Genomic DNA, 22,619 nt, shown 5'->3' on the forward strand with positions numbered 1-22,619 from the left:
GAACGGCCATGACCGGTCCCGAACGATGCGACACCGTCGGCGAGGTGCGGGCGGCGGGTGACCGTGCGCTGCTGGTGATTCCACCGACGCACTCGATGATCGCCGAATTGGTCTCCGCCCTGCGCGTGCGTCCATCCGGCGTGGTGGATGTGCTGCCCGCCGCCGAGACCGTGCTGGTGACCCTCACCGCGCCCGCCGCCGCCGATCGGGTCCGAGAACAGTTGCGGGCGTTGCTGGCCCGCCTGGATGCCCGGGCCCGGGTGGCGGTGGGCGAGCGCGCGCGGCCGGGCCGTCCCGAATCGGACCCCTGGGGCTCGGCGGACGAAACCGACGCCTCCGACGCGCTGCTGATCCCGGTCCGCTACGACGGCGCCGATCTGGCGGAGGTCGCGCGCCTGCTGGGCGTCACCGCGGACGAGGTGATCGCGCAGCACACCGGCACCGTCTGGCGTTGCGCCTTCGTGGGTTTCGCGCCGGGCTTCGGCTATCTGGAATCCCCGGACGGCCGGTTGAGCGTGCCGCGGCGCACCCAGTCCCGCACCGCGATTCCGGCGGGCGCGGTGGCGCTGGCGGGCGGCTATTCGGCGGTCTACCCGCGCAGCAGTCCCGGCGGGTGGCAGCTGATCGGCACCACCGAACTCCCGATGTGGGCGGTGGATCGGGATCCGCCCGCCCTGGTGCGGGCGGGCACCAGGGTTCGTTTCGTGCGTGCGGAGGTGCGCCCATGAACGGATTGCGCGTCGAGCGGGTGGGCCCGCTGGCCACCATTCAGGATCTGGGCCGTCCCGGCTGGTTCGACTCCGGGGTGGGCACCGCCGGTGCGGCGGACCGGGCGTCGCTGCGGCTGGCCAATCGACTGGTCGGCAATGCGGAGGGCGCGGCCGGTATCGAGGTGCTGCTGGGCGGTCTGGAACTGCTGGCGCGGCGGCACGTCACGGTGGCGGTGACCGGCGCCTCGGCCCCCATCGCCGTCGACGACCGGGCCATGGGCGCGGCCAGCGTGCTGGAAATGGAAGAGGGCCAACGGCTTCGGCTCGGCTACGCGCGCACCGGCCTGCGCAGCTACGTGGCGGTGCGCGGCGGCATCGAGGTCGCGCCCGTGCTGGGCTCCCGCAGCCGCGACACCCTCTCGGGCATCGGACCGGACCCGCTGCGCGCGGGCGACGAGCTGCCGGTGGGCAAGCCGCCGCGCGATTGGCCCATCGTGGATGTCGCGCCGGTGCCGGTGCTGGGCAACGACCTGCTCACGGTGCGCGCCATTCCCGGGCCGCGCGCCGACTGGTTCGCCGATGCCGCAGCGCTTTTCGCGGGCGAGTGGACGGTGTCCTCCGACACCGACCGGATCGGCGCGCGCCTGAACCGGCGCAGCGGGCCGCCGCTGCGGCGCGGTGTGACCGCCGAATTGCCCACGGAGGGCATGGCATTGGGTTCGATCCAGGTGCCGCCCAGCGGCCAGCCGGTGGTGTTCCTGGCCGACCATCCGATCACCGGGGGCTATCCGGTCATCGCCGTGGTCGTCGACGCCGACGTGGACACCGTCGCCCAGGCTCGGCCCGGTCAGCCCCTGCGTTTCCGCAGAGTCGAATAGCGGTGTCTCACTTCAGTTTCGCGTGCATGAGATACACGTTGTAGCTGTTCCACGCCGACATGGTGAAGTACAGATCGTTCCCGGTCGACCAGGGGTGGATGTAGCCGCCGTAGGCCGTCGGATAGTCGTCGGTGTCGACCAGCGTCACCGGATCGGTCCAGCTGCCCTGCGGTTCGGCGGCGGTGCGCAGCGCGATGGCGTGGTGGTCGAGATCCAGATAGACCATCTGCCACTGTCCGCTCGACGCGTCATAGCGCACCGACACCTCCCCGGCGGTGCCGGAAAGCACCGGCGTGGCCAGCAATTCGTCGGGTCCGATGGCGGGCACCCAGGTGTTGTCGACCCAGTACTGGTAGGCCGTCTTGTTGAGCACCTGATCGGTCGGCACCCGCGCCAACCCGATGGTCCCGAAGCGGCCGTTGGGCGTGCCGAACATGTAGACGTATCCGTCGTGCGGCGCCATGGCCTGCACCTGGAAGCGTCCGAGCCCGAAAATATTGTCCCAGCGCGCCCATTCGGATTTGGTCCAGGTGCTGCCGCCGTCGTCGGACCAGGCCAGCCCGCCCAGATTGGTCCACCACATGCCGGGCTTGTGGCGGCTCCACCGCGCCACCGACATATAGGTGAGGTACTGCCGCCCGTCGAGGGCGAAACCCGAGGTGGGGATGGTGGTGATCTCGAAGTTGTCGATCTTGCGGCTGCTCAGGATCTCGGCGGCGTGGCAGCGGCTGTTCTGCACGAAGGTGTCCAGCGCCAGGCCCCCGGACAGATCGCGGGTGCTGCTGAAGGCGATGCTGTTGCTGCGCCAGTCCTGGTCCCCCGCACCGGCTCCCGGCGGCTCCCACCCCTTGCCGAAGGTGTCGCCGAACGCGACCGCGATCTTGCCGGGCGCGGATTCCCAGAGAATCCCGAGGTCGGTGCCGTCCACCGACCACCGCATGTCGGTGCGGTTGGTCGACCCGTGCCCGGTCACCTGATTCACCAGGGCGAGGGAGTCGAGTTCGCGCGGGACCACCGGCGCGGCCACGGGCGCGGGGGCCGGGGGCTGGGTGGCCGGTGTGGGCTGCGGCTGAGGATCGAGGGGGTCACCGCCGGGCACCGGGACCGGGACGGTCTCGGGAATCTGGTCGAACTGCACCTTGGGCAGCCCCGGCAGCGACAGCCCACCGGATCCGGCGTTCGGCTGCGGCGCGGGCGCATCGCCACCCGTGCCCGCATCGCCACCGGTGCCCGCATCGCCCGGGGGGTCGGCGGGCGCGCCCGAGGTGCCGGCCGGATCGCCGGGTGGATCGGCCGGATCAGCCTCCGGCACAGCCTGTTCCGGCTGTTCCGGCTTGGGGCTCTGGTCGTTGCGCAGATCCGGGCAGGGGTTGGCGCACGGGTCCGCGGGCAGGGGCGCGGCGTCGATGCGGGTGTTGTCCGGCCGCGGTCCCGGAATGGGGACCGGCGTGAACTGCGGCACCGGTATCTGCACGTGAATGGTGTCGTCGGCCGGGGGCGGCGTCGGCGGCGTCGGGGGCGGCAGCTTGGGGTCGGGTTGGCGCGCCAGCGGGTCGAATTCCGTTTCACCGCAGGCGTTCATGGACGGCGGCACCCAGGGGGCCAGGGGTGAGGCCAGCGCCGGTGCGGCGGGCAGCAGCATGACGGCAAGCACGGCCGTACCCGAGAGTGCCAGGGCGGCAGTCGGTCTGGAGCGTGCCGTACGCATCCCTGTCACGGTAACCGGCCGGACCGGCATCCGGGTAGCGATCTTGGCGTGTCGCCCGGTCAGGTATTGGCGTGCCGTCGCGAATTCGCGGCGATGGCAAGGATTCCGCACGCGTAGACCGCCGCCGCGGCCGCCACCAGCGCCGGTGATCGCCCGTCGGCCGGAACCACCAGGGCGGCGCCCGCCAGCGCCAGCACGAAGGTGATATTGAAAACGGTGTCCTGCAGCGCGAAGACCTGGCCGCGATGCGCGTCGTCGATATCGATCTGCATGGCCGCGTCACCGGTCAGCTTGATCACCTGGCCCGCCAGCCCGAGCAGGAACGCCGCGGCCAGCAAGGACAATTCGGCCCACCGCTCGGCCGCCCCGGTGGCGACGGTGATGGGGGTGACCAGCACCAGCTGTATCGCGATGGCGGCGATCAGGCCGGTCACCACCGTGCGTGCCCGACCCAGGCGCGGGATCAGGATCGGCGCGACCACGGCCGCGGTCAGCATGCCCGACCCGGTGGCGGTGATGGCCGCGCTGAATTTGGCGATGTGCGTCCCCACCGCGGTCTCGTCACCGCGCCGCAGCACCAGCACCATGAGCAGGGTGTCCGCGCCGAAGACGATGCGGTGCGCGCCGATGCCGAGAAAGGTGGTGGTGACCTCGCGCGAGTGCCACGCCGCGGTCGCACCCTCCCGCAGCCCCGCGGCGATCGCCCGCACGGTATTCCGTTGGCTCCCGGACCCCTCGTCGCGCTCGGGTCCCAGTGCGCGGGGCCGGAATCCGGCCGCCGCCAGCGCGCCCACGACCGAACCGGTGGCGCTGACCGCCGCGGCCACCGCCGAGGCCAGATCGCCCGCGCCGATCAGCCCGATGAGCGAGAAGGCCAGGCCCGCGCCGAGAATCGCGCAGCCGGAGGCCACCGTGGCCAGCACCGAGTTCATCGGCACCAGCCAGCGCTGCGACAGCACCCGGGGCAGCGAGGCGGACACACCCGCGCCCACGAAGCGGCTCACCCCGACCACGGCCAGCGCGCCCAGCAGCAGCGGGGTGGCGCGGATTCCGGCCAGCAGGCCCACGGCGGTCAACAGAATGAGCAGTCCCCGCAGCAGATTGGCGACCAGCAGCACCAGGCGGCGATCCCAGCGGTCGAGCAGCGCACCCGCGTACGGCCCGATGATCGAATACGGCAGCAGCAGCGCCGCGAAGCCGCCCGCGATGGCCAGCGGGTCGGTCTCGCGTTCGGGATTGAACAGAATCGCCCCCGACAGCGCGGCCTGGAACATGCCGTCCCCGAACTGTCCCGCCAACCGGACCGCGGTGAGCCGCAGCGTGCCCGGATTCTCGTGCAGCCCGGTGCGGGCCGCGGCGAGCCGGTCGCGCAGGGCGGGCCGGTCGACCGAACCCTCCGGGGCGGGTGCGGTCATCGGCTCGGGTGGGTGGTCACCAGGGCGAAGACCGCGGCGCGCATATCGTCGGCCATGGGTAGGTTGTCGACGGTGTCGGCGTCGATCCACTGGTAGCGGTCGTGCTCGGTGGGGTCGAGCCGGACCTCACCGTCCTGCGCCTCGACCACGAAGCTGTACTTGCGCACCCGGGACTTGGTCCGGGTGGCGTAGTCGAAGCCGCCCAGCACGTCGGTGACGCGCACGACCCGCAGCCCGGTCTCCTCGTACAGCTCGCGGGCCACGCAGTCGGCGAAGGATTCCCCGGATTCCACTCCGCCACCGGGCAGTTCCCACATGCCTGCATTCGACCCGTCCGCGACACGCCGCACCACCAGCAGTTTGCCCGCGCGGAAGACGGCCACGCCCACCACGAAGTGAGCGATCCCCTCGCTTTCGGCCTGCTGCCGGAGTTCGCGCTCGATGCCCGCGAGTACCTCGGGTCGCATCCCCCTGCTCTCCCTCCCGTTTCGCTTGCGGCACATCATGATACGGTCGCCGACCGCGGTCCGCCGGGGCACGGACGGGCCGGAACCCGCTGTTCACCGTTCCGTCGCAGTCCGGTGCGCCCTCGACGACACAGTCGCCGCGCGTTTGCCCGAACCTACTACCCGGGGTGTATGGCCTGGTCGGCAGCGGGCGGGGCGGCGGTGCTCCCACGCTAGACTATTTACCTGGAGTTCAGCGCGAGGCATGGATTGTGCCCCTACCCTGGAACCCGATCGGTGCTCGCCGGTGAGAGGAGTACGGCGGTGTCCACCCTCACGACACCACACATCGATGTCCATCGTGGCGGCGACCGCATGAAAACCCGTGTGGCGTGGCTGGATTCGAAGCATTCGTTCTCGTTCGGAGAACACTACGACCCCGACAACACCCATCACGGCCTGCTGCTGGTGAACAACGAGGACATCGTTTTGCCCGGCGAGGGTTTCGAGACCCATCCGCATCGGGACATGGAAATCGTCACCTGGGTCCTGAGCGGCAGCCTGGTGCATCAGGATTCGCTGGGCCACAACGGCGTCATCTATCCCGGTCTGGCCCAGCGCATGAGCGCGGGCACGGGCATTCTGCATTCGGAGAAGAACGATTCCTGGCGGATCAGCGCCGCGCCCGAACATCAGGAGCCGGTGCATTTCGTCCAGATGTGGGTGGTGCCGGACGAATCCGGGCTGACCCCCGGCTATCAGCAGCTGGAAGTCGACGCCGAGCTGGCGGGCGGCGGCCTGGTCACCGTGGCCTCGGGCCTGCCCCGCTATCGCGACCGGACCGCCATTTCCATTGCCAGCAGCCACTCCGCACTGCATGTGGCGCGGCTGCCCGGCGAGGCGGCCGAGGTTCGCTTGCCCGAGGCACCGTACCTGCACGTCTTCGTCGCGCGCGGGGAAGTGGAGATGGAGGGCGTCGGCACCCTGTACGAGGGTGACGCGGTGCGGCTGGCCCGCAGCGGCGGTCAGCGGGTCACCGCGAACCTGCCGTCGGAAATCCTGGTGTGGGAAATGCATGCCCGCCTCGGCGGGCAATAGCATCGCACCATGAACCAGTACCCGCCACCGGATCAGCCGGGACCGTACGGTCAGTCTGGTCCTTACGGCCAGCCGGGCCAGTACGTTCAGCCCGGCCCCCAGGGCCAGTACCCACCGCAGGGTGGCGGCTATCCGCCGCCCGGGGGTCAGCAGTACTGGACCGAATCGCCCAAGGGCAAGGGCATGGCGATCACCGCCCTGGTCTTCGGCATCGTTGGCCTGCTCACCTGCTGGACCGTGTTGCTGACCGTCATCGGCATTCTGTGCGGCCTGGTCGCCGTCGTGTTGGGCGTGATCGCCATGGTGCGCGCCCGCCGCGGCGCGGCCGGTGGGTTCGGCATGGCACTCGGCGGTGTGATCACCGGAGCCCTCGCCCTGATCATCGGTGTCATCGTCGGTGCGGTGGTGTGGATCTTCTTCAAGGACACCGGCGGCACCGATCTGATCGACTGCCTCAACAAGGCGGGCAACGACCAGTCCAAGATTCAGCAGTGCCAGGACGAGTTCAACAAGCGCGTCGAGGACAAGTTCAGCGTCACCCTGACGCCCGCGCCTACCCGCTGACCGGACGGCACTCGCGGGTGGCCGCGAGCACGTCCGCGAGCTCCGGGCGAAAGTCCCCCTCCGGCGGGTGAATCCACACCCGGTAGCCGCTGTGCTCATCCGACGGCGAGGGCAGCACGATGCTGCTACCCGGGAGCGCTACGGAGGCGCAATCGCGGAAAAGGTCGGAGAACAGGGCCATGTCGAGGTACGAGTCGTCCATCGGTCCGGTCAGGAAGGTCCAGCGACCCGAACGCGGGTGGGCGATGATGGGTCCGCGGCGCTGCCGGGCGGCGAGCGCGTCGCGGACCCGGCGGCCCAGGTCGGCGGGCATGGTGACGGCTCCGACGGCCCCGACCTCCAACATGATTCGACCGAGGGTCGAGTCCACCACGCCGTAGAGGCCGTGCTCCTTGCGGTAGCGGCGGCACCGGGCCAACGCTTCCTGGGTGGCGGTATACGAGGACGGGTCCAGCGCGCTCATGGCGAACCTCCTGCTACCGACCCTATGCCGGGCCAATCGGTATGACAATAGTCACACGCCCGCGAGTTGGCGGGCGTAGGATCGCTGGTCATGGCACCCGTCTCGCCAACTGTCGCCCGGTGGGAGCTGGTCCTGCGGCTGCGCGACCTGCGCGAGCAACGCGGCTTCGATTCGGCGACCTTCGCCAAGCGCGTCGGCTTCACCCCGGCCAACTGGTCGCACGTGGAGAAGGGGCGGCGCGTGCTCACCGCGACCACCATCGGCCCGGTGCTGGAACTGCTCGAGGTGGAGGGCGAAGAACGCGAGGAGCTGCTGGAACTGCTGGCGTTGAGCAAGGAGCGCGGCTGGTGGGCCAAGTCCTCGGCGCTGATCGGGCCGGAGCTGCAACGGTATTACGGCATGGAACTGGGTGCGGAGAGTATTCGCAGCTACGACTCGTTGGTGGTGCCCGGGCTGTTGCAGACCGAGGATTATGCCCGCGCGCTCATCAGCGCCGACGTCATGATTCGGCCGGTGCAGGTGGAACAGCTTGTGGCGGTACGGCTCCGGCGGCAGGAGCGATTGCGCGGCGATGACCGGGTCGAGCTCACCGCGGTCATCGGCGAGGCAACGCTGCTGCAACAGATCGGCGGCCCGAAAGTATTGCGCGGGCAACTCGAACATCTGGCAACACTGCTGGACGAACTGGATTCCATTTCGGTGCGGGTGATTCCGTTCACCGCGACCCGCGGCGCACTGCTGGGCGGGTCGAGTTTTCATCTGCTGGATTTCGCTTCCGAAAATCTGCCCACCTTCACCTGGGTGGAGAGCGCGGTTTTCGGTGGGGCCGTGGAGGATCCGGAGCAGATTCGCGATCTGCGGTTCGCATTTGTGCGCGCACTGGACCAATCTCTCGGTCGCGCAGAATCTTTGGAGTTGATCAAACGCTATTCGCAAGGGTAGGAAACGCATGCGGAACTGTAAAATGCTGCCCATGCAAACCACCGCGAAGTACCAGCCGGAATCCACCGGCTGGTTCACGTCGACTCGTACCAATAACGGAAATCAGTGCGTGGAGGTTCGATTCGACGGTGATGCGGTGCTCATCCGCGACAGCAAGTACCGGCGCAATCCGGAACATCGCCTTGACGACGAGCCCATCATCACCGTCACCGCGCCAGAATGGATGACATTCCTGGACGCCGTGCTGGGCCGCCATATCCACCGCACCGCGCTCATCGCGGAGACCGGTGCGGACGGCCACACAACTCTCACGCACGAACAGATCACCCTCCTTTACACCCCCGGCGAATGGGCTGCCTTCGTCGCCGGGGTCCGGGACGGGGAATTCGACCGGTTGCCGCTCCCCGCTTAGGTGCGTTCACCGATCGTGAACGCGCGGGGTGCGAAGTTCACAGCGCCCGGCCGTGTGCCTCCGGAGTGGGCATACTGGGTTCCGTGACTTCGCAGCTGACTCCCTCCGGTATCGATCTGTCCTTCCGTGACGCGGACGTGCGGGTGCAGGATGACCTGTTCGCGCACGTCAACGGCAAATGGCTGGACAGTTACGAGATACCGGCGGACCGGGCGGTCGACGGCGCCTTCCGCACGCTGTACGACCAGGCGGAGCTGGACGTGCAGAAGATCATTCAGGACGCCGCGGCCTCGGGTGCCGCCCCCGGCAGCGAGGAACGCAAGATCGGCGACCTCTACAACAGCTTCATGGCCGCCGAGGCCATCGAGGCCGCCGGTCTGACCCCGATCGCCGAGGAGCTGGCCGCCGTGGCCGGGGTGTCCGACCGTTCGGACTTCGCCGCGCTCATCGGCCGCCTGCAGCGCACCGGTGTGGGTGGCGCGCTGGCCTTCTACGTCGACACCGACGACAAGAACTCCACCCGCTACCTGGTGCACGCCACCCAGTCCGGCATCGGCCTGCCCGACGAGTCGTACTACCACAAGGACGAGTACGCGGAGATCCGCGAGAAGTACGTCGCCCACATCCGCCACATGTTCGAGCTGGCGGGCCTGGCCTATGACGCGCAGCGGGTCTTCGACCTGGAGGCCAAGCTGGCCGCGGGCCACTGGGACGTGGTACGCCGCCGCGACGCCGAATTGAGCTACAACCTCATCACTTTCGACGATCTGGTCGCCGAGAACCCCGAATTCGACTGGACCGCCTGGACTTCCGCGCTGGCGGCGGGCCTGGATCGCTCCGGCCCGGAGCTGTTCGCGGAACTGGTGGTGCGCCAGCCGGATTACGTGCGCGACTTCGCCCAGGCCTGGGCCTCGGAATCGCTGGACGACTGGAAGGCGTGGGCGGCCTGGCGGGTCGTGAAGGCCCGCGCGCCGTATTTGACCGCCGCCCTGGTCGAGGCCAATTTCGACTTCTACGGTCGCACCCTGACCGGCGCGCAGGAGAACCGCGAGCGCTGGAAGCGCGGTGTCTCGCTGGTGCAGGATCTGCTGGGCGAGGCGGTCGGCAAGCTCTATGTGGCCCGGCACTTCCCGCCGGAGGCCAAGGCCCGCATGGTCGAACTGGTGGCGAACCTGCAGGAGGCCTACCGCCGCAATATCTCCCGGCTGGAGTGGATGGGACCGGACACCCGGCAGGCCGCGCTGGCCAAGCTGGAGAAGTTCACCCCCAAGATCGGCTACCCGGACCAGTGGCGCGACTACTCCGCCGTCACCATCGATCCGGCCGACGTGGTGGGCAACTACCGCAACGGCTATGCCGCCGAACACGATCGGGACCTGAACAAGCTGGGCGGCCCGGTGGATCGCGGCGAATGGTTCATGACCCCGCAGACGGTGAACGCCTACTACAACCCGGGCATGAACGAGATCGTCTTCCCCGCGGCCATTCTGCAGCCGCCGTTCTTCGACATGAACGCCGACGACGCCGCCAACTACGGCGGCATCGGCGCGGTCATCGGCCACGAGATCGGCCACGGCTTCGACGATCAGGGCTCCAAGTACGACGGCGACGGCAATATGGTCGACTGGTGGACCGAGTCGGACCGCACCGAATTCGGCAAGCGCACCAAGGCTTTGATCGCCCAGTACAACCAGTTCTCCCCCAAGGACCTCTCCGACGACCACAAGGTCAATGGCGAGTTCACCATTGGCGAGAACATCGGCGATCTGGGCGGGCTCTCGATCGCCCTGGAGGCGTACAAGATCGCTATGGAGGGCAAGGAATCCCCTGTCCTCGACGGTCTCACCGGCCTGCAGCGCGTCTTCTTCGGCTGGGCGCAGGTGTGGCGCACCAAGGCTCGCCAAGAGGAGGCCATTCGCCGTCTCGCCGTCGATCCGCACTCGCCGCCGGAGTTCCGGTGCAATGGCGTGGTGCGCAACCTGGACAGCTTCCACGAGGCGTTCGACGTGCGGCCCGGTGACGAGCTCTACCTGGATCCCGCTGAGCGCGTGAAGATCTGGTGAGCGGCTAGTTGGGATTCTGGGCGTGGGTCAGGGTCTCCCAGAGGCTGAACATCAAGACGCCCTCGGGGCGGAGTTGATCGGTCAGCCGCTGGGTTTCGGGTAGATCCTGACCCATGCGGTTGTGCAGGGCGTTCAAAGCGACCTCGGTGATCGGGCCGAGTTTCTTGTCGAACTTGCCGCCGCAGATGTCGGCCGGGAGCGGCTCGCCCAGTTGGTATTTGGCGTGGAACTCGAACGCCGCCCGGAGTCGGTCACCGACCTGCGGGTACAGATCCTCGTGCTGGATGCGGCTGGTCTCGGCGATATGGGCGATGCTCGAGAGCCCGTAGCCGGTGTGCTCGAAGTCGCGGCAGGTCTCCTGGGCCAGACCGTCGACGAAGGTGGACTGGTTCTGCCAGTACTTGATCACGGCCTCGGGCGTGCGCAGGTTACTGCGCGCCGACACCCTGGGCATCGGACCGTCCGAGGACAGGTAGATGTAGGCGGGCACCCGGTCCAGATACATGCCGACGGCCTTGTCCCAGGTGGGCCGGTCCTCGGTGTAGACCGCGATGCCGAGCGTGGCCTCCAACTCGACGAGTTCCCAATTGCCATTGGACTGCGAACCATTGATCACCTTGGGCAGGTAGACATTTCGCAGCATGTCCCCGAAGCGGCCCGCGCCGGGCCAGTCGTGGCTGTAGCGGATGATCTCCGCCGCCCGGGTCCAGATGGACGCCGCCCAGCCGCTCTGGATCGGCGCATTGGAGTTGGTGTGGTCGGTGACGGTACCGGACCAGGCGTCCATGATCTCGATCGCCTTGTCCGCGTAGCGGGTGTCACCGGTCAAATACCAGGCCAGGGCATCGGTGTAGGCCGACACCGCGTCCTTGCGCTCGTCGGTGCAGCCGTTGTCGGGCTTGGAATACGAGCCGCAGTCCACCACGGCCCGGGGCACGGGCGCGTGATCCAGTGCGGCGTAGGGGCTCGCGACCAGCTGGTCGAACGCGCCCTTCCACGGCTGCGCCCCGGCCGCCACCTGTTGTTTGGCGAAGTCGAGCTGCTCGCGCGAGACCAGCACGCCGGGGTGCGCGAACAGCAGGGGCGCGGCATGGGTCGGCGCTGCCGCCGGGGTGCACCCCGGCAGCAGGCTCACGACGGCGGCGGTCGCGAGCGCGACCAGGCCTCGATTAGCGCAGGCGCTCTTCGGTTTCGGCATCGAAGAAGAACAATTCATCCTGTTTGGGAGTCAAGTACAGACGGTCGCCGAGCGCCACTCGGAAGCGGCGATCCACGCGCGCGACCACGCGGCCGGAGCGGCTGGACCATTCGTCGGCGATGCCGTGCGAGTAGAGGAACGATTCCGCGCCCAACTCCTCGAGCAGCTCCACCTCGACCGCGAGCGCATTGCTCGGATCGGTGGTGACCTCCCAGGATTCGGGCCGGATGCCGACCACCACATTCTTGCCCTCGACCGCGCGCGGGAGCGGAATGCGCAGCTCGTTGAGCACGGCCTCGCCCGCGCGCACCGGCGCGGTGAGCAGATTCATGCCCGGGGAGCCGATGAACCCGGCCACGAAGGTGTTGACCGGATCGGCGTAAAGCTCACGGGGAGCGGCGATCTGCTGCAGCTTGCCGTCCTTCAGCACCGCCACCCGATGCCCCATGGTCATGGCCTCGACCTGATCGTGGGTCACGTACACGGTGGTGGTGCCGAGCCGCTTCTGGAGCGCCGCGATCTGCGAGCGGGTCGAAACCCGCAGTTTGGCATCGAGATTCGACAGCGGCTCGTCCATACAGAACACCTGCGGCCGCCGCACGATGGCCCGGCCCATGGCCACGCGCTGGCGCTGGCCGCCGGACAGCCGCGCGGGCTTGCGATCGAGCAGCTCCTCGAGCTCGAGCATGGCCGCCGCCTCCTTGACCCGAACCAGGGTGTCGGCCTTGCTCATTCCCGCATTGCGCAGCGCGAACCCCATGTTCTCGGCCACGGTCATGTTCGGGTAGAGCGCGTAGCTCTGGAACACCATGGCCACGTCGCGCGAGCGCGGCGGCAGGCCGGTGACATCCAGTCCGCCGATGCGAATCTGCCCGGCGGTCACCGATTCGAGACCCGCCAGCATGCGCAGACTGGTGGACTTGCCGCAGCCCGAAGGCCCGACCAGCACCAGGAATTCGCCGTCGGCGATGTCCAGGCTCAGGTCGTCGACCGCGGGGCCGGGCGCACCCGGATAGGTGAGGGAAACACCCTCGAACTGCACAGTCGCCATGCTGGCGCGTCTCCTCGCTCGCTAGTTACTTGGGCAGCTTCGGCGTGATCTGCCGGTCGATGATGGTCTGCAGTTGGTTGGTGATATCGCCGAAAGCGCTTGTCACATCCCGGTTCTGCAGGCCGATCTGCTCGAGCCCGGTGCCGATGATCTGGTCGCCGCCCGGCACGAACACGCGCGCGTAGTTCTGCGGCTTGGTCAGCGGCAGCTGGTCGATCGCGGTCTTGAAGTTCGGGTTCTTGGTCAGGAAGTCGGCCATGCTCGGATCCTGCTGTGCCGACTTGCGCACCGGGATGTAGCCGGTGGCCTGCGAGAAGTAGGAGGTATTGGCCGCATTGGTGATGAAGTCGATGAACTTGAGCGCGTTCTCCTTGCGGGCGTCGCTGATGCGCGACGGAATCGCCAGGCCCGCACCGCCGGTGGTGCACCCGGCCAGCCCGTTCGGGTGCGGCAGGAAGCCGGTGCCGAACTCGGTCTTGCCCGCGGCATTGGTCTTGATGCTCTTGAGGTCACCGGTGGAGCCGATGGCGGAGGCGATGATGCCATTGCCGAAGTCGACCGCGTAGGTGGGCCGGATGCTGGCGTACTTCTTGGCATTGATGGAGTCGCGCAGGTAGTTTCCGGCCTTGATGGTGGCCGGGTCGCTGAACTTCAGCTTCCACTCGTCGGAGTACGCGCCGCCGAAGGTCCAGCACGGACCCTGGAAGGTCCAGGCCAGGTAGTTCTTGGCGTCACCCCAGCCGTGCGCCCACTTCTCGCCGCCGCCCATGACGCTCTGGATCTTCGGGCCCCACTCGTCGAACTCGTCCCAGCTTTCCGGGGTGCGGTCGGGCAGTCCGGCCTTGGACCACAGATCCTTGTTGTAGTAGAAGATCTGGGTCGAGCGGGAGTACGGCAGCGCCCAGGTCTTGCCATTGAACTTGTAGTCGTTGACGAAGGTGTCCACGTAGTCGGACACGTTCACCCCGGCCGCGGAGAAGTGGCTGTCCAGCGGTTCGATGGTGCCGTTGAGCGCGTAGTTGAACCACCACACGTCGGACAGGATGACCACGTCGGGCAGCTCGCCGCCGGACAGGGCCGCGTTGAACTTGGTCGCGACCTCTTCGTAGTTCTTGCCCGCGTCGACGAGATTGACCTTCAGGTCCGGGTATTTCGCCTGGAACCGATTGATGAGCTCGGTCTCCTGGTCCTTGGAGGTGCCGGGGTGGTTGGACCAGAAGGTGATTGTCTTGGAATCACCGCCCTGGGTGCCGCCACCACCGGAACCGGCGCAGGCCGTCAGCGCGACCGCGCCCGCGGCCGCGCCGGCGAGGCCGAGAAACCCGCGGCGCGACAGCGCGGGGAGACGAGAATCGGACACGGGAATCTCCTTCTGGGACTTCATATTCGGACGCTCAGCCCTTGACCGCACCGGAGGTGAGGCCCTTGATCATCTGGCGCTGGAGCACCAGAAAGACGATGAGAATGGGAAGCATGGTCAGGATGACCCCGGCCATGACCGGACCCCAGTTGGTGACGCTGGGGTTCTCGGTGTTCTGCAGCAGGGTGAGGCCGACCGGCAGCGTGGCCACGCGCGCGTCGTCGGCCATGAGGAACGGCCACAGGTATTCGTTCCACTCGTTCACCAGCGTGACCACCGCGAACGCCACCATGGTCGGCCCCGACATGGGCAGCACCACCCGGGTCAGCAACCGCCACCAGCCCGCGCCGTCCATGCGCGCGGCCTCGATGACCTCGCTGGGTAGCGACAGGAAGTGATTGCGCATGAGGAAGGTGCCGAAGGCGACGCCGCAGAGCGGAAGAATGATGCCCGCGAATGTGTTTCGCAGTCCGGCCTGGGCCATGAGCGCGTAGTTGGAGATGATGGTGATCTGGTTGGGCACCATGAGCGCCGCGATGATCGTCAGGAACAGCACATTCTTGTACGGGAAACGCAGGAAGACCAGACCGTAGGCGCTGAGCACGCCCAGCACGAACTTCACCGTGGACACGATGGCGGTGACGATGATCGAGTTGCGCAGGAACTGCCAGAACGGCAGCACGGTGGTGGCGTCGTGGTAGTTCGACCCCAGCCAGGTCTTCGGCCAGTAGCTGACCGGCTGGGAGTAGACCTCGGCGTGCGCCATGAACGAGCGCGTGAGGATGTAGTAGAGCGGGACGCCCACGATGATCAGCACGCACGCCATGGCGGCATAGCCGAAGATCTTGGCGAACAACTCGCGATTGGCCGCCAGTGGTCCTTGATTGATATTGAGCCGGTTCACTTCTCGTCCCCTCGGTCCATCATGCGCACCTGCACCACGGTCACCAGCAGCAGCACCAGGAACATGATGGTGGCCACCGCCGCCCCGTATCCGGCGCGCTGGTTGACCCAGGATTCGCGATAGACCTGGTAGATCATGGTGGTGGTGCCGGTGCCGATGGGCCCGCCGCGGGTCATCACATTGATCAGGTCGAAGACCTGCAATGAGTTGAGCAGCACCGTGATCGACAGGAAGTACGTGGTCGGCCGCAGCTGCGGCAGCAGCACCCGGGTGAAGGTGGTCCAGCGGCTCGCGCCGTCGATCTCGGCGGCCTCCATGAGGTCGGTCCGAACCCCTTGCAGCGCGGCCAGATAGATGACGAAGCTGTAGCCCAGGTTCTTCCAGATGTAGGTCACCGTGATCATGAACAGCGCCCAGTGCGGATTCTGCGCGAAGTCGGGCGAGTGAATCCCCAGGCGCGTCAGGATGTCCGGGACCAGGCCGAAGCCGGGATCGAAGATGAACTGGAAGCCCACGCCGATGGCCGCGCCCGAGATGACGTAGGGCGCGAAGATCGCCGAGCGAACCACATTGCGCCCGAACAGCTTGCGGTCCAGCAGCATGGCCAGCGCCAGGCCCAGGACCATGCTGCCGAGCACCGCGGCCACCGTGAAGACTACGGTATTGCCGACGATCTGCCACGAATCGTCGCGCCGGAACCATTCGGTGTAGTTGTCGAACCCGATGTAGGACAGGCTCGTCGCCGAGATGTTCCAGTCCGTGAACGACAGGCGAATGTTGTCGGCCAGCGGGCGATAGACGAAGACGCCCAACAGGATCAGGTTCGGCGCGACCAGCACGACGAACAACGCATAGTCCTGCCAGGGTCTGCTTCGCCACCCGCGCCCGGGGGGCGTCGGGAGTACTCGTTCGGGCCAACTTCGCACCCGCGCAGCCTTGCGATCCCGTGCAAATGTCTGGTTAATTCCGGATGGTAACTCGCTTAACTGTCGGGCGGCTCCCGCTACCGACTGTTCACCGGTCACACCTTCAGTCGGCGCGGACATGGGCGAATAGTACGATCACTCAAACGATTACGTGACCAAAATCATGTGAACGCAAGACCAACTCTCGTAGCTCTCAGGGGCAAGCCCCTGAAACCCCACAAGATCTCAGGGGCAGGCCCCTGGAACCCCGAGCGCAGGGGCTCACGTACACCCCCTATATAGGTGCATGCCCCGCCCGTAAAGGGCGGGGCATGCGAGAAATCAGAGTGGGACCATTAATTCCAGTCGCCCCAGCCGTCGCTGGTGCTGAAGGTGCCGATCGAGTTCTTGACGATGACCGGGTCGCCCTTCTTCACGTTCTCCTGGAACCACTTGGCGTCCTCGGTGGAGACGTTGAGGCAGCCGTGCGAGGTGTCGGAAACACCCTGCTGCGCAACGCTCCACGGGGCGGCGTGGACGAAGATGCCGCTATTGGACATGCGGGTGGCGTACTCGACCTCGAGCTTGTAGCCCTCGGGAGCGGTCACCGGCACACCGTAGGTGGACGAGTCCATGATCATCTTGCGGTTCTTCTCGCTGACGATGTAGGTCCCGTTCGGGGTCTCGTGCCCCTTCTTGCCCATGGAGGTCGGCATGGTCTTGACGACCTCGCCATTGCGGGTGATGGTGATCTCGTGGGTGGCGTCGTCGGCGGTCGCGATGAACTCGTCGCCGATCTCGTAGGCCACCTTGGTGTCACCGGCCTGCACGGTCACCTTGGACCCGGCGGGCCAGAAGTCCTCGGGCCGCCAGCGCACCTGCTTGTCGCCCATCCAGTAGAAGTGGCCGGTCACCTTGTTGGTGGAGGTGATGCGAATGGACTTCTCGGCGGCGGCGTGATCGCTCACCGGATCCTTGAAGTTGATGATGACCGGCATGGCCACGCCGACCACGTCCCCGTCGCCGGGGCTGATGTTCGGGGCCGCGAAGTTGGCGGGCGGAATCGGGGCCTTGGCGTTGGGATCGGTGGGCAGCGAGCCCGGCTCGGGCTGCGGCATGACCGCGGACGGCACACCCGGGACATCGGGACCGCCCGGCCATAGCGGGGTCGCTGACGCCGGTGCCGCCACCACCGCTCCGGTCGCCGCGATGGCGGCGAGGGCGATCAGTCCCGTTCTCCGATAGCGGGTAGTGCGCACAGCTCGGTCCTCTCAGATCTTCGTTCACACTCAGATTGCGGGCACAGTTCACCCGCGTAGGTCCCAACCCCGCGTCCATTACTACCGCGATCGGTCCGGCAAGCCAATTGGCTTCTGACGGTTATGCATACCGACTTCTTGGTGTGTGCCACGTCACAAGGCCGCGGGTGGGTTGCCGGGGTGCGGTGTATGCGCCGATGGCATCGGCGATTCCCCGAAAGTGACACCGCTGCGGCCGGTTTCGACGCACGCGCGCCCCGAAACGTTACTGTGATCGAAATCACTTATGCCGCTTCAGGGTTGAACGTCGAAGGTGATCGCGGTGCGGGGACCGACGGTAATGGTGTGCGGCACCGACAGCGGTGCGGGCCCGCGCGCGAAGCGCGGCGAGAGCCGCAGTCGCACGCTGGTCAGTACAGTAGCCAACACAATTCGGAGTTCATAGTCGGCCAGCGCCGCGCCCACGCACCGCCGGTGCCCACCCCCGAACGGCGCGAATTCGAACGGGCCGTAGCGCCGCTCGAGGAAGCGCTCCGGTGCGAAGCGGTGCGGGTCCGACCACACCTCGGGGTCGGTGTGCAGCAGATGCGTCGATATCCCCATGGTGTCCCCCGCCCGCAGGGCCACCCCACACAGCGTGAAATCGCCGGTGAGCCTGCGCAATACGATCGGCACCGGCGGATGCAGCCGCAGCGTCTCCTGGCACACCGCGTCCAGATACGGCAGCTTCACCAGCTCCGCCGGATCGGGATCGGTTCCGGCCGAGGACAATTCGTCCAGCAGCCGGGCCAGCGCCGCGGGCGTCCGGTGCAGTCGGTACAGCGCCCACACCAGCGCCGTCGCGGTGGTCTCGTGGCCCGCCACCAGCAATGTTCGCAACTGCTCCCGCAGATCTTCCGCGGTGATGGCGGTGCCGTCCTCGTAGCGGGTCTCGAGCATGAGCGCGAGCAGATCGTTCCCGCCGCCCCCGTCCGCGCGCCGCCGCGCCACCTCGGCATCGATGAGCTCGTCGAGCCGGTCCCGGGCCGCGCTGAACCGCTCCCAGCCCGACAGTCCGAACAGATTGCGCCGCAAGGCCGGAACCAGAAACAGCGTGCTGCCGAACGATTCCAGGAAATCCGTTGTCACGGAGGTGTATTCGGCCCGCCGCACCGGTTCGTCGATGCCGAACACGGCCGCCAGGATCACCCGCAGGGTCAAGGCCCGCGCCGCCGCCCGGGCGTCCACCCGGGTGCCGGGTCGCCACGGATTCCCGGTGCGCTCCCCGGACAGTTCCGCCCGCGCGGCCTCGCGAATGGCATTGCCGTAGGCGCTGATTCGATTGCGATGGAAGGCGGGCGCGAGCAGCGCCCGCTCGCGCCGATGTCGCCCGCCGCGCGCGAGAATCAGCGAGGCCGCGCCCACCATGGGTTCGATGGGATTGGGCAGCGGCGGTTCCAGCAGCTCGACCGGTGCGCGGAACAGCTCGCGCGCCCCGTCCGGGGTGCCGGTGAACAGCACCGATCCCAGCGCGGGAATGCGCACGCGGAAGGGATCGCCGTCCCGCCCGCGCCGCCACCGCGCATAGCGCTCCAGGATGTCGCCGCTCATGAGTGCCTACACGAAATGGTTCGCCACCTCGGTTCGATCTCCCGTGTGCCCGACGTGATATGCATGGGCGCAAGTCAAATCTGTTTGTTTCGAAATATAGGACTCTTGCGTGTTGCGTCAGCAGCTTTCCGCCCGGATCGCCCTCCCCGCGATCTTCGCCGCCGCCCTGCTGCTCGCGGGCTGCGGGACCACCGTCACCGGCACTCCCGTCGCGGCCCCCGGCGACACCCTGCTCCCGAGCCAGGCCCCGCTCACCACTCCGGCCAAACCCTCGGGCAAGCCCGGCTCCGGCGTGCCGACCACCACCCCGCGCGCGGACCGCGGCGGCCACACCGACTTCCACGCCAATATCGGCGACTGCGTGAAACTGGGCGGCACCACCACCGACGCCACCATCGACAAGGCCAGCTGCGGCAGCCAGGACGCCAACTACAAGGTGACCGGCAAGGCCCCGCAGAATGCCCAGTGCGGCAAGGGCGCCGACCAGGTCTACTACGAGACCGTCAATGGCGTGGAGACCGGAGCCCTGTGCCTGACCATCGACTGGGTGGTCGGCGACTGCATGGAGGTGGGCACCGATGTCGCGCACCGGATTCCCTGCACCACCCGCACCGCCACCGACGGCGTGAAGGTGGTGTCGATCCTGCAGAACACCACCAGCGTCGACGACTGCCCCGGCGACAATCAGGGCTACATCTACGACGAGCGCAATATCGTCGTCTGCGTGGACACCCTCAAATAAAAGGAAAGGGCGGTGATTCGCGAATCACCGCCCTCGACACTGCCTTTCGTTCTCAGATGGGGTAGTACCCCGAGCCGATCCCGCCGCGGCCATTGAGGTCCGCCATGATCGAGCTCATATTGGTGCCGACCTCGGGCCCGAAGCAGGCCACCGCCAGGTAGGCGTTCACCATGCCGACCAGGGTGGTGCCGACGACGACCGGCGCGCCGGAATCGCCCTCCACCACGCACATCTGGCTCCAGGTCTCGACGCTGGTGTCGAAGACGTCACCCCAGGAGATGCCGCAGGTGTTGCCGGTGGTCCGGCCCTCCTTGCAGACGATCATGGGGAATCCCGGCGGGCCCCCGAGTCCGGTGATGGTGACATTGCCGATCCGGTTGACCGGGATGATGCGGCCCGGATCGAACTGGATGACGGCGTAGTCCAGGTCGTGGTTGGAATAGACGAACTGACCGATCTGACCCGCGGCACGGTCCTTTTCGGCCCAGACCTTGGCCCCGGCGTCGCCACAGTGCCCGGCGGTGAGGCCGACCAGGCGGCCCGCGCCGTCGTGGCCGACGGTGGTCACCGTGCATTCGAACTGGTCGTCGATGATGATCCCCGAGCCGCCGCCGATGACGGCGGGCGCGGGATCGGCGTTGGCGGCTCCGATGCCGAAGAACGCGGTGCTCAGGGCGACGGCGACAGTCCCGGCCGCCCCGGCGATTTTCTTGATCATGTCCCTCCAGACGTCGGAAGCCGCGCGAATCTCGAGTTGCGGTTACTCATCCTGTCAGTATTCGAGCCCGGTTGCCTCTTGTACTGCCACATGTTGCCGAGCCGTGTCCTGCCGAGGTTCGTCGCGGATACCTAGTTGGATGGAGATATCGGAACAATACGCAAGCGCTATGGAATTCCAATAAAATTGTTCCTACAAATTGTTACCCGGTAGGTGTTCACATCTATCGGTGGATACTCAAAAACTAGAACAAGTTCTAGATATCTGCCAGGTTCTTTGGGCGCTAAACCAACCCTGATGTGGCTGTTCACAGCTATACGACGAAAGTGATCCGGGTCTATGACCGGAACCACAATCGGTGATGTGTTTTTCCTAACTCCGTAGTAAGGTGCGTCAAGCAAACAGTCGCCGGAGGCGGGTAACCCGGCGTCGAGAGGGGTAGTCAGTGCAGTTGACCACGAGCCCGGGGGACCAGGGGAGTCCACCGTCGGCGTCACGGATGAATGCGGCCGTGGATTGGGCCAAGGGGTACTGGCAGGATCATCCGAAACGATCGCTGGAAACCGGTGGTCGGATGATGTCCATGGGCGTGTCGGCGGTCGCTGAACTTTTCATCGCGATCTTTCGCCGCCGCTTCCCCTATGCCGAGTTCATCCGGCAGTGCGCCTTCATGGCGAATGTCGCGGCCGCCCCGACCCTGTTGGTGGCCATCCCGATCGGCGTCATCGTCTCCATTCAGGTCGGCTCGGTCGCCGGGCAGGTCGGTGCGACCTCGTTCATCGGCGCGGCCAACGGCCTGGGCATCATTCAGCAGGGCGCGCCCCTCGTCACCGCGCTGATGATCTCCGGCGCGGTCGGTTCGGCCATCTGCGCCGACCTCGGTTCCCGCACCATTCGCGAGGAGATCGACGCCATGCGGGTCATGGGCGTGGATCCCATGCGCCGCCTGGTGGCCCCGCGCCTGGGCGCGGCCATGCTGGTGTCGGTACTGCTGTGCGGCTTCGTGGTTTTCGTCGGCTTCCTGACCGGCTACGTCTTCAATATCTTCGCCCAGAACGGCACCCCGGGCTCCTACATCGGGACCTTCTCCTCGTTCGCGGTCACCACGGACCTGATTGTGGCGCTGCTCAAGTCGCTCATCTACGGCCTGCTCGCCGCGATCATCGCCTGCGACTCGGGCCTGAACGCCAAGGGCGGCCCGGGCGGTGTCGCCAACGCGGTGAACACCGCGGTGGTCATGTCGGCGGTCATGCTCTTCGGCGTCAATCTGATCATTACGCAGCTCTACAACTCCCTCTTCCCGCCGCAGGTGGTCTGAGTCGTGTCAGCAACGTATGTACCGCCGCTGCTGCGGCCGCTCCAACGGTTCAAGGGTGCGGCCGGTGCGCCGCGCGACTGGCTGGCCCGCATCGGCCACCAGGTCTTCTTCTTCCTGCGCTCGGTCGGCTCCATGCCGATGGCGTTCAAGCACTACCCCAAGGAAGTCTGGCGACTGCTGTCCGATGTCACCTGGGGCAACGGCAATCTCGTCGTCGGTGGCGGCACCATCGGCGTGGTGCTGATCCTGTCGGCGTTCGGCGGCATGACCGTCGCCATTCAGGGCTACACCTCGCTGAACCTGTTGGGCCTGAGCCCCTTGACCGGCGCCATCTCCGCCTTCGCCACCACCCGTGAGCTCGGGCCGCTGCTCGCGACCGTCGCCTTCGCGGCCCAGGCGGGCTGTCGGTTCACCGCGCAGCTGGGCGCCATGCGCATCTCCGAGGAGATCGACGCGCTGGAATCGGTTGCCATTCGGCCGCTTCCGTACCTGGTGAGCACCCGCATGATCGCGGCCATGATCGCCATCGTGCCGCTGTACTGCCTGGCGCTGCCGCTGGCCTACATCTCCTGCTCGCTGACCGTGGCCCTGGTGGGCGGCACCGCGACAGGCACCTTCCAGCACTACTTCTATCAGTTCCTCATCCCCCACGATGTGCTGTACTCACTGCTGAAGGCGATCCTCTTCGTCGCGATCACCACGTTCATCCAGTGCTACTACGGGTTTTTCGCCTCCGGCGGCCCGGAGGGCGTGGGTGTGGCGGCCGGTCGCGCGATCAAGCTCTGCATCATCGCGGTCGTCTTCGCCGACCTGTTCATGACCTTGGCCATCTGGGGCGTCAACCCCGGCATCCGGATCTCGGGATAGGAGGCGCA

At 67.1% G+C, this 22,619-nt stretch carries 22 protein-coding genes; 10 read left to right on the plus strand and 12 right to left on the minus strand.

What is annotated here, in order from left to right; genetic code table 11:
- Positions 1-8 precede the first annotated feature (8 nt).
- Both VMT65_RS33900 and VMT65_RS33905 read left to right on the plus strand, forming a co-directional pair.
- Positions 9-728: a 5-oxoprolinase subunit B family protein gene (locus VMT65_RS33900; protein WP_326312752.1), complete on the plus strand. Its 720-nt coding sequence runs from the start codon at positions 9-11 to the stop codon at positions 726-728.
- Complete coding sequence (locus VMT65_RS33905) at positions 725-1,588, plus strand: biotin-dependent carboxyltransferase family protein (protein ID WP_326312753.1); 864 nt, start codon at positions 725-727, stop codon at positions 1,586-1,588. The genes VMT65_RS33900 and VMT65_RS33905 overlap by 4 nt, the downstream gene beginning before the upstream one ends.
- Before the next feature lie 7 nt (positions 1,589-1,595).
- Here VMT65_RS33905 and VMT65_RS33910 read toward each other — a convergent pair whose 3' ends face one another.
- The 3 genes from VMT65_RS33910 to VMT65_RS33920 all read right to left on the minus strand — a co-directional run bounded on the left by VMT65_RS33910 (position 1,596) and on the right by VMT65_RS33920 (position 5,178).
- Positions 1,596-3,230, minus strand: a complete 1,635-nt coding sequence (locus VMT65_RS33910; protein WP_442790364.1) for a DUF4185 domain-containing protein — start codon at positions 3,228-3,230, stop codon at positions 1,596-1,598.
- A gap of 125 nt (positions 3,231-3,355) precedes the next feature.
- A complete protein-coding gene (locus VMT65_RS33915; RefSeq protein WP_326312755.1) occupies positions 3,356-4,711 on the minus strand; it encodes an MFS transporter in 1,356 nt (451 codons plus the stop codon).
- Positions 4,708-5,178, minus strand: a complete 471-nt coding sequence (locus VMT65_RS33920; RefSeq protein WP_326312756.1) for an NUDIX hydrolase — start codon at positions 5,176-5,178, stop codon at positions 4,708-4,710. The genes VMT65_RS33915 and VMT65_RS33920 overlap by 4 nt, the downstream gene beginning before the upstream one ends.
- A gap of 303 nt (positions 5,179-5,481) precedes the next feature.
- On the opposite strand from VMT65_RS33920, the gene VMT65_RS33925 reads away from it, so the two are divergent.
- Together VMT65_RS33925 and VMT65_RS33930 are read left to right on the plus strand one after the other, a co-directional pair.
- A complete protein-coding gene (locus VMT65_RS33925) occupies positions 5,482-6,255 on the plus strand; it encodes a pirin family protein (protein ID WP_326312757.1) in 774 nt (257 codons plus the stop codon).
- 9 nt (positions 6,256-6,264) lie between these two features.
- Complete coding sequence (locus tag VMT65_RS33930; RefSeq protein WP_326312758.1) at positions 6,265-6,819, plus strand: DUF4190 domain-containing protein; 555 nt, start codon at positions 6,265-6,267, stop codon at positions 6,817-6,819.
- On the opposite strand, the gene VMT65_RS33935 is transcribed toward VMT65_RS33930, so the two are convergent.
- On the minus strand, positions 6,809-7,282 hold the full coding sequence (locus VMT65_RS33935) for a hypothetical protein (protein ID WP_326312759.1): 474 nt from the start codon (positions 7,280-7,282) through the stop codon (positions 6,809-6,811). The genes VMT65_RS33930 and VMT65_RS33935 overlap by 11 nt on opposite strands.
- 90 nt (positions 7,283-7,372) lie before the next feature.
- Here VMT65_RS33935 and VMT65_RS33940 point away from each other — a divergent pair, with 90 nt between their 5' ends.
- The 3 genes from VMT65_RS33940 (at position 7,373) to VMT65_RS33950 (ending at position 10,699) form a co-directional block, all read left to right on the plus strand.
- A complete protein-coding gene (locus VMT65_RS33940; RefSeq protein WP_326312760.1) occupies positions 7,373-8,224 on the plus strand; it encodes a Scr1 family TA system antitoxin-like transcriptional regulator in 852 nt (283 codons plus the stop codon).
- A gap of 31 nt (positions 8,225-8,255) precedes the next feature.
- The gene (locus VMT65_RS33945; protein WP_326312761.1) at positions 8,256-8,636 is read left to right on the plus strand and encodes a DUF397 domain-containing protein; all 381 of its coding nucleotides are present in this window, start codon (positions 8,256-8,258) and stop codon (positions 8,634-8,636) included.
- 83 nt (positions 8,637-8,719) lie between these two features.
- Positions 8,720-10,699, plus strand: a complete 1,980-nt coding sequence (locus tag VMT65_RS33950; protein ID WP_326312762.1) for a M13 family metallopeptidase — start codon at positions 8,720-8,722, stop codon at positions 10,697-10,699.
- Between the two features lie 4 nt (positions 10,700-10,703).
- Here VMT65_RS33950 and VMT65_RS33955 read toward each other — a convergent pair whose 3' ends face one another.
- The 7 genes from VMT65_RS33955 to VMT65_RS33985 all read right to left on the minus strand — a co-directional run bounded on the left by VMT65_RS33955 (position 10,704) and on the right by VMT65_RS33985 (position 18,966).
- Positions 10,704-11,897, minus strand: coding sequence for an alginate lyase family protein (locus VMT65_RS33955; RefSeq protein ID WP_326312763.1), 1,194 nt, complete (start codon positions 11,895-11,897; stop codon positions 10,704-10,706).
- Positions 11,869-12,948, minus strand: a complete 1,080-nt coding sequence (locus VMT65_RS33960; RefSeq protein ID WP_326312764.1) for an ABC transporter ATP-binding protein — start codon at positions 12,946-12,948, stop codon at positions 11,869-11,871. The genes VMT65_RS33955 and VMT65_RS33960 overlap by 29 nt, the downstream gene beginning before the upstream one ends.
- Positions 12,949-12,973: 25 nt before the next feature.
- Positions 12,974-14,308 (minus strand): ABC transporter substrate-binding protein, encoded by a 1,335-nt coding sequence (locus VMT65_RS33965; RefSeq protein ID WP_326312765.1) that lies wholly within the window; start codon positions 14,306-14,308, stop codon positions 12,974-12,976.
- A gap of 34 nt (positions 14,309-14,342) precedes the next feature.
- A complete protein-coding gene (locus tag VMT65_RS33970; protein WP_326312973.1) occupies positions 14,343-15,134 on the minus strand; it encodes a carbohydrate ABC transporter permease in 792 nt (263 codons plus the stop codon).
- Between the two features lie 74 nt (positions 15,135-15,208).
- On the minus strand, positions 15,209-16,138 hold the full coding sequence (locus VMT65_RS33975; RefSeq protein ID WP_326312766.1) for a carbohydrate ABC transporter permease: 930 nt from the start codon (positions 16,136-16,138) through the stop codon (positions 15,209-15,211).
- 335 nt (positions 16,139-16,473) lie between these two features.
- Positions 16,474-17,376 (minus strand): L,D-transpeptidase, encoded by a 903-nt coding sequence (locus VMT65_RS33980; protein WP_326312767.1) that lies wholly within the window; start codon positions 17,374-17,376, stop codon positions 16,474-16,476.
- 294 nt (positions 17,377-17,670) lie between these two features.
- Positions 17,671-18,966 carry a cytochrome P450 gene (locus tag VMT65_RS33985; protein ID WP_326312768.1) on the minus strand — a complete coding sequence of 432 codons (1,296 nt, stop codon included), beginning with the start codon at positions 18,964-18,966 and terminating at the stop codon, positions 17,671-17,673.
- A gap of 109 nt (positions 18,967-19,075) precedes the next feature.
- Between VMT65_RS33985 and lppU the strand changes: the two genes are divergently transcribed.
- Entirely contained in the window at positions 19,076-19,708 is a 633-nt protein-coding gene (gene lppU / locus VMT65_RS33990; RefSeq protein ID WP_326312769.1) for an LppU family putative lipoprotein, read from the plus strand.
- A 52-nt stretch (positions 19,709-19,760) separates the two neighbouring features.
- Here the strand turns inward: lppU and VMT65_RS33995 are convergent, their stop codons facing one another.
- Positions 19,761-20,426, minus strand: a complete 666-nt coding sequence (locus VMT65_RS33995) for a serine protease (RefSeq protein WP_326312770.1) — start codon at positions 20,424-20,426, stop codon at positions 19,761-19,763.
- A gap of 499 nt (positions 20,427-20,925) precedes the next feature.
- On the opposite strand from VMT65_RS33995, the gene VMT65_RS34000 reads away from it, so the two are divergent.
- Together VMT65_RS34000 and VMT65_RS34005 are read left to right on the plus strand one after the other, a co-directional pair.
- Entirely contained in the window at positions 20,926-21,744 is an 819-nt protein-coding gene (locus VMT65_RS34000; RefSeq protein ID WP_326312771.1) for an MlaE family ABC transporter permease, read from the plus strand.
- Positions 21,745-21,747: 3 nt separating this feature from the next.
- Entirely contained in the window at positions 21,748-22,611 is an 864-nt protein-coding gene (locus VMT65_RS34005; RefSeq protein WP_326312772.1) for an ABC transporter permease, read from the plus strand.
- The last annotated feature ends 8 nt before the right edge of the window (positions 22,612-22,619 follow it).

This window comes from Nocardia sp. CDC153 (genome assembly GCF_035818515.1).
Classification (GTDB): domain Bacteria; phylum Actinomycetota; class Actinomycetes; order Mycobacteriales; family Mycobacteriaceae; genus Nocardia.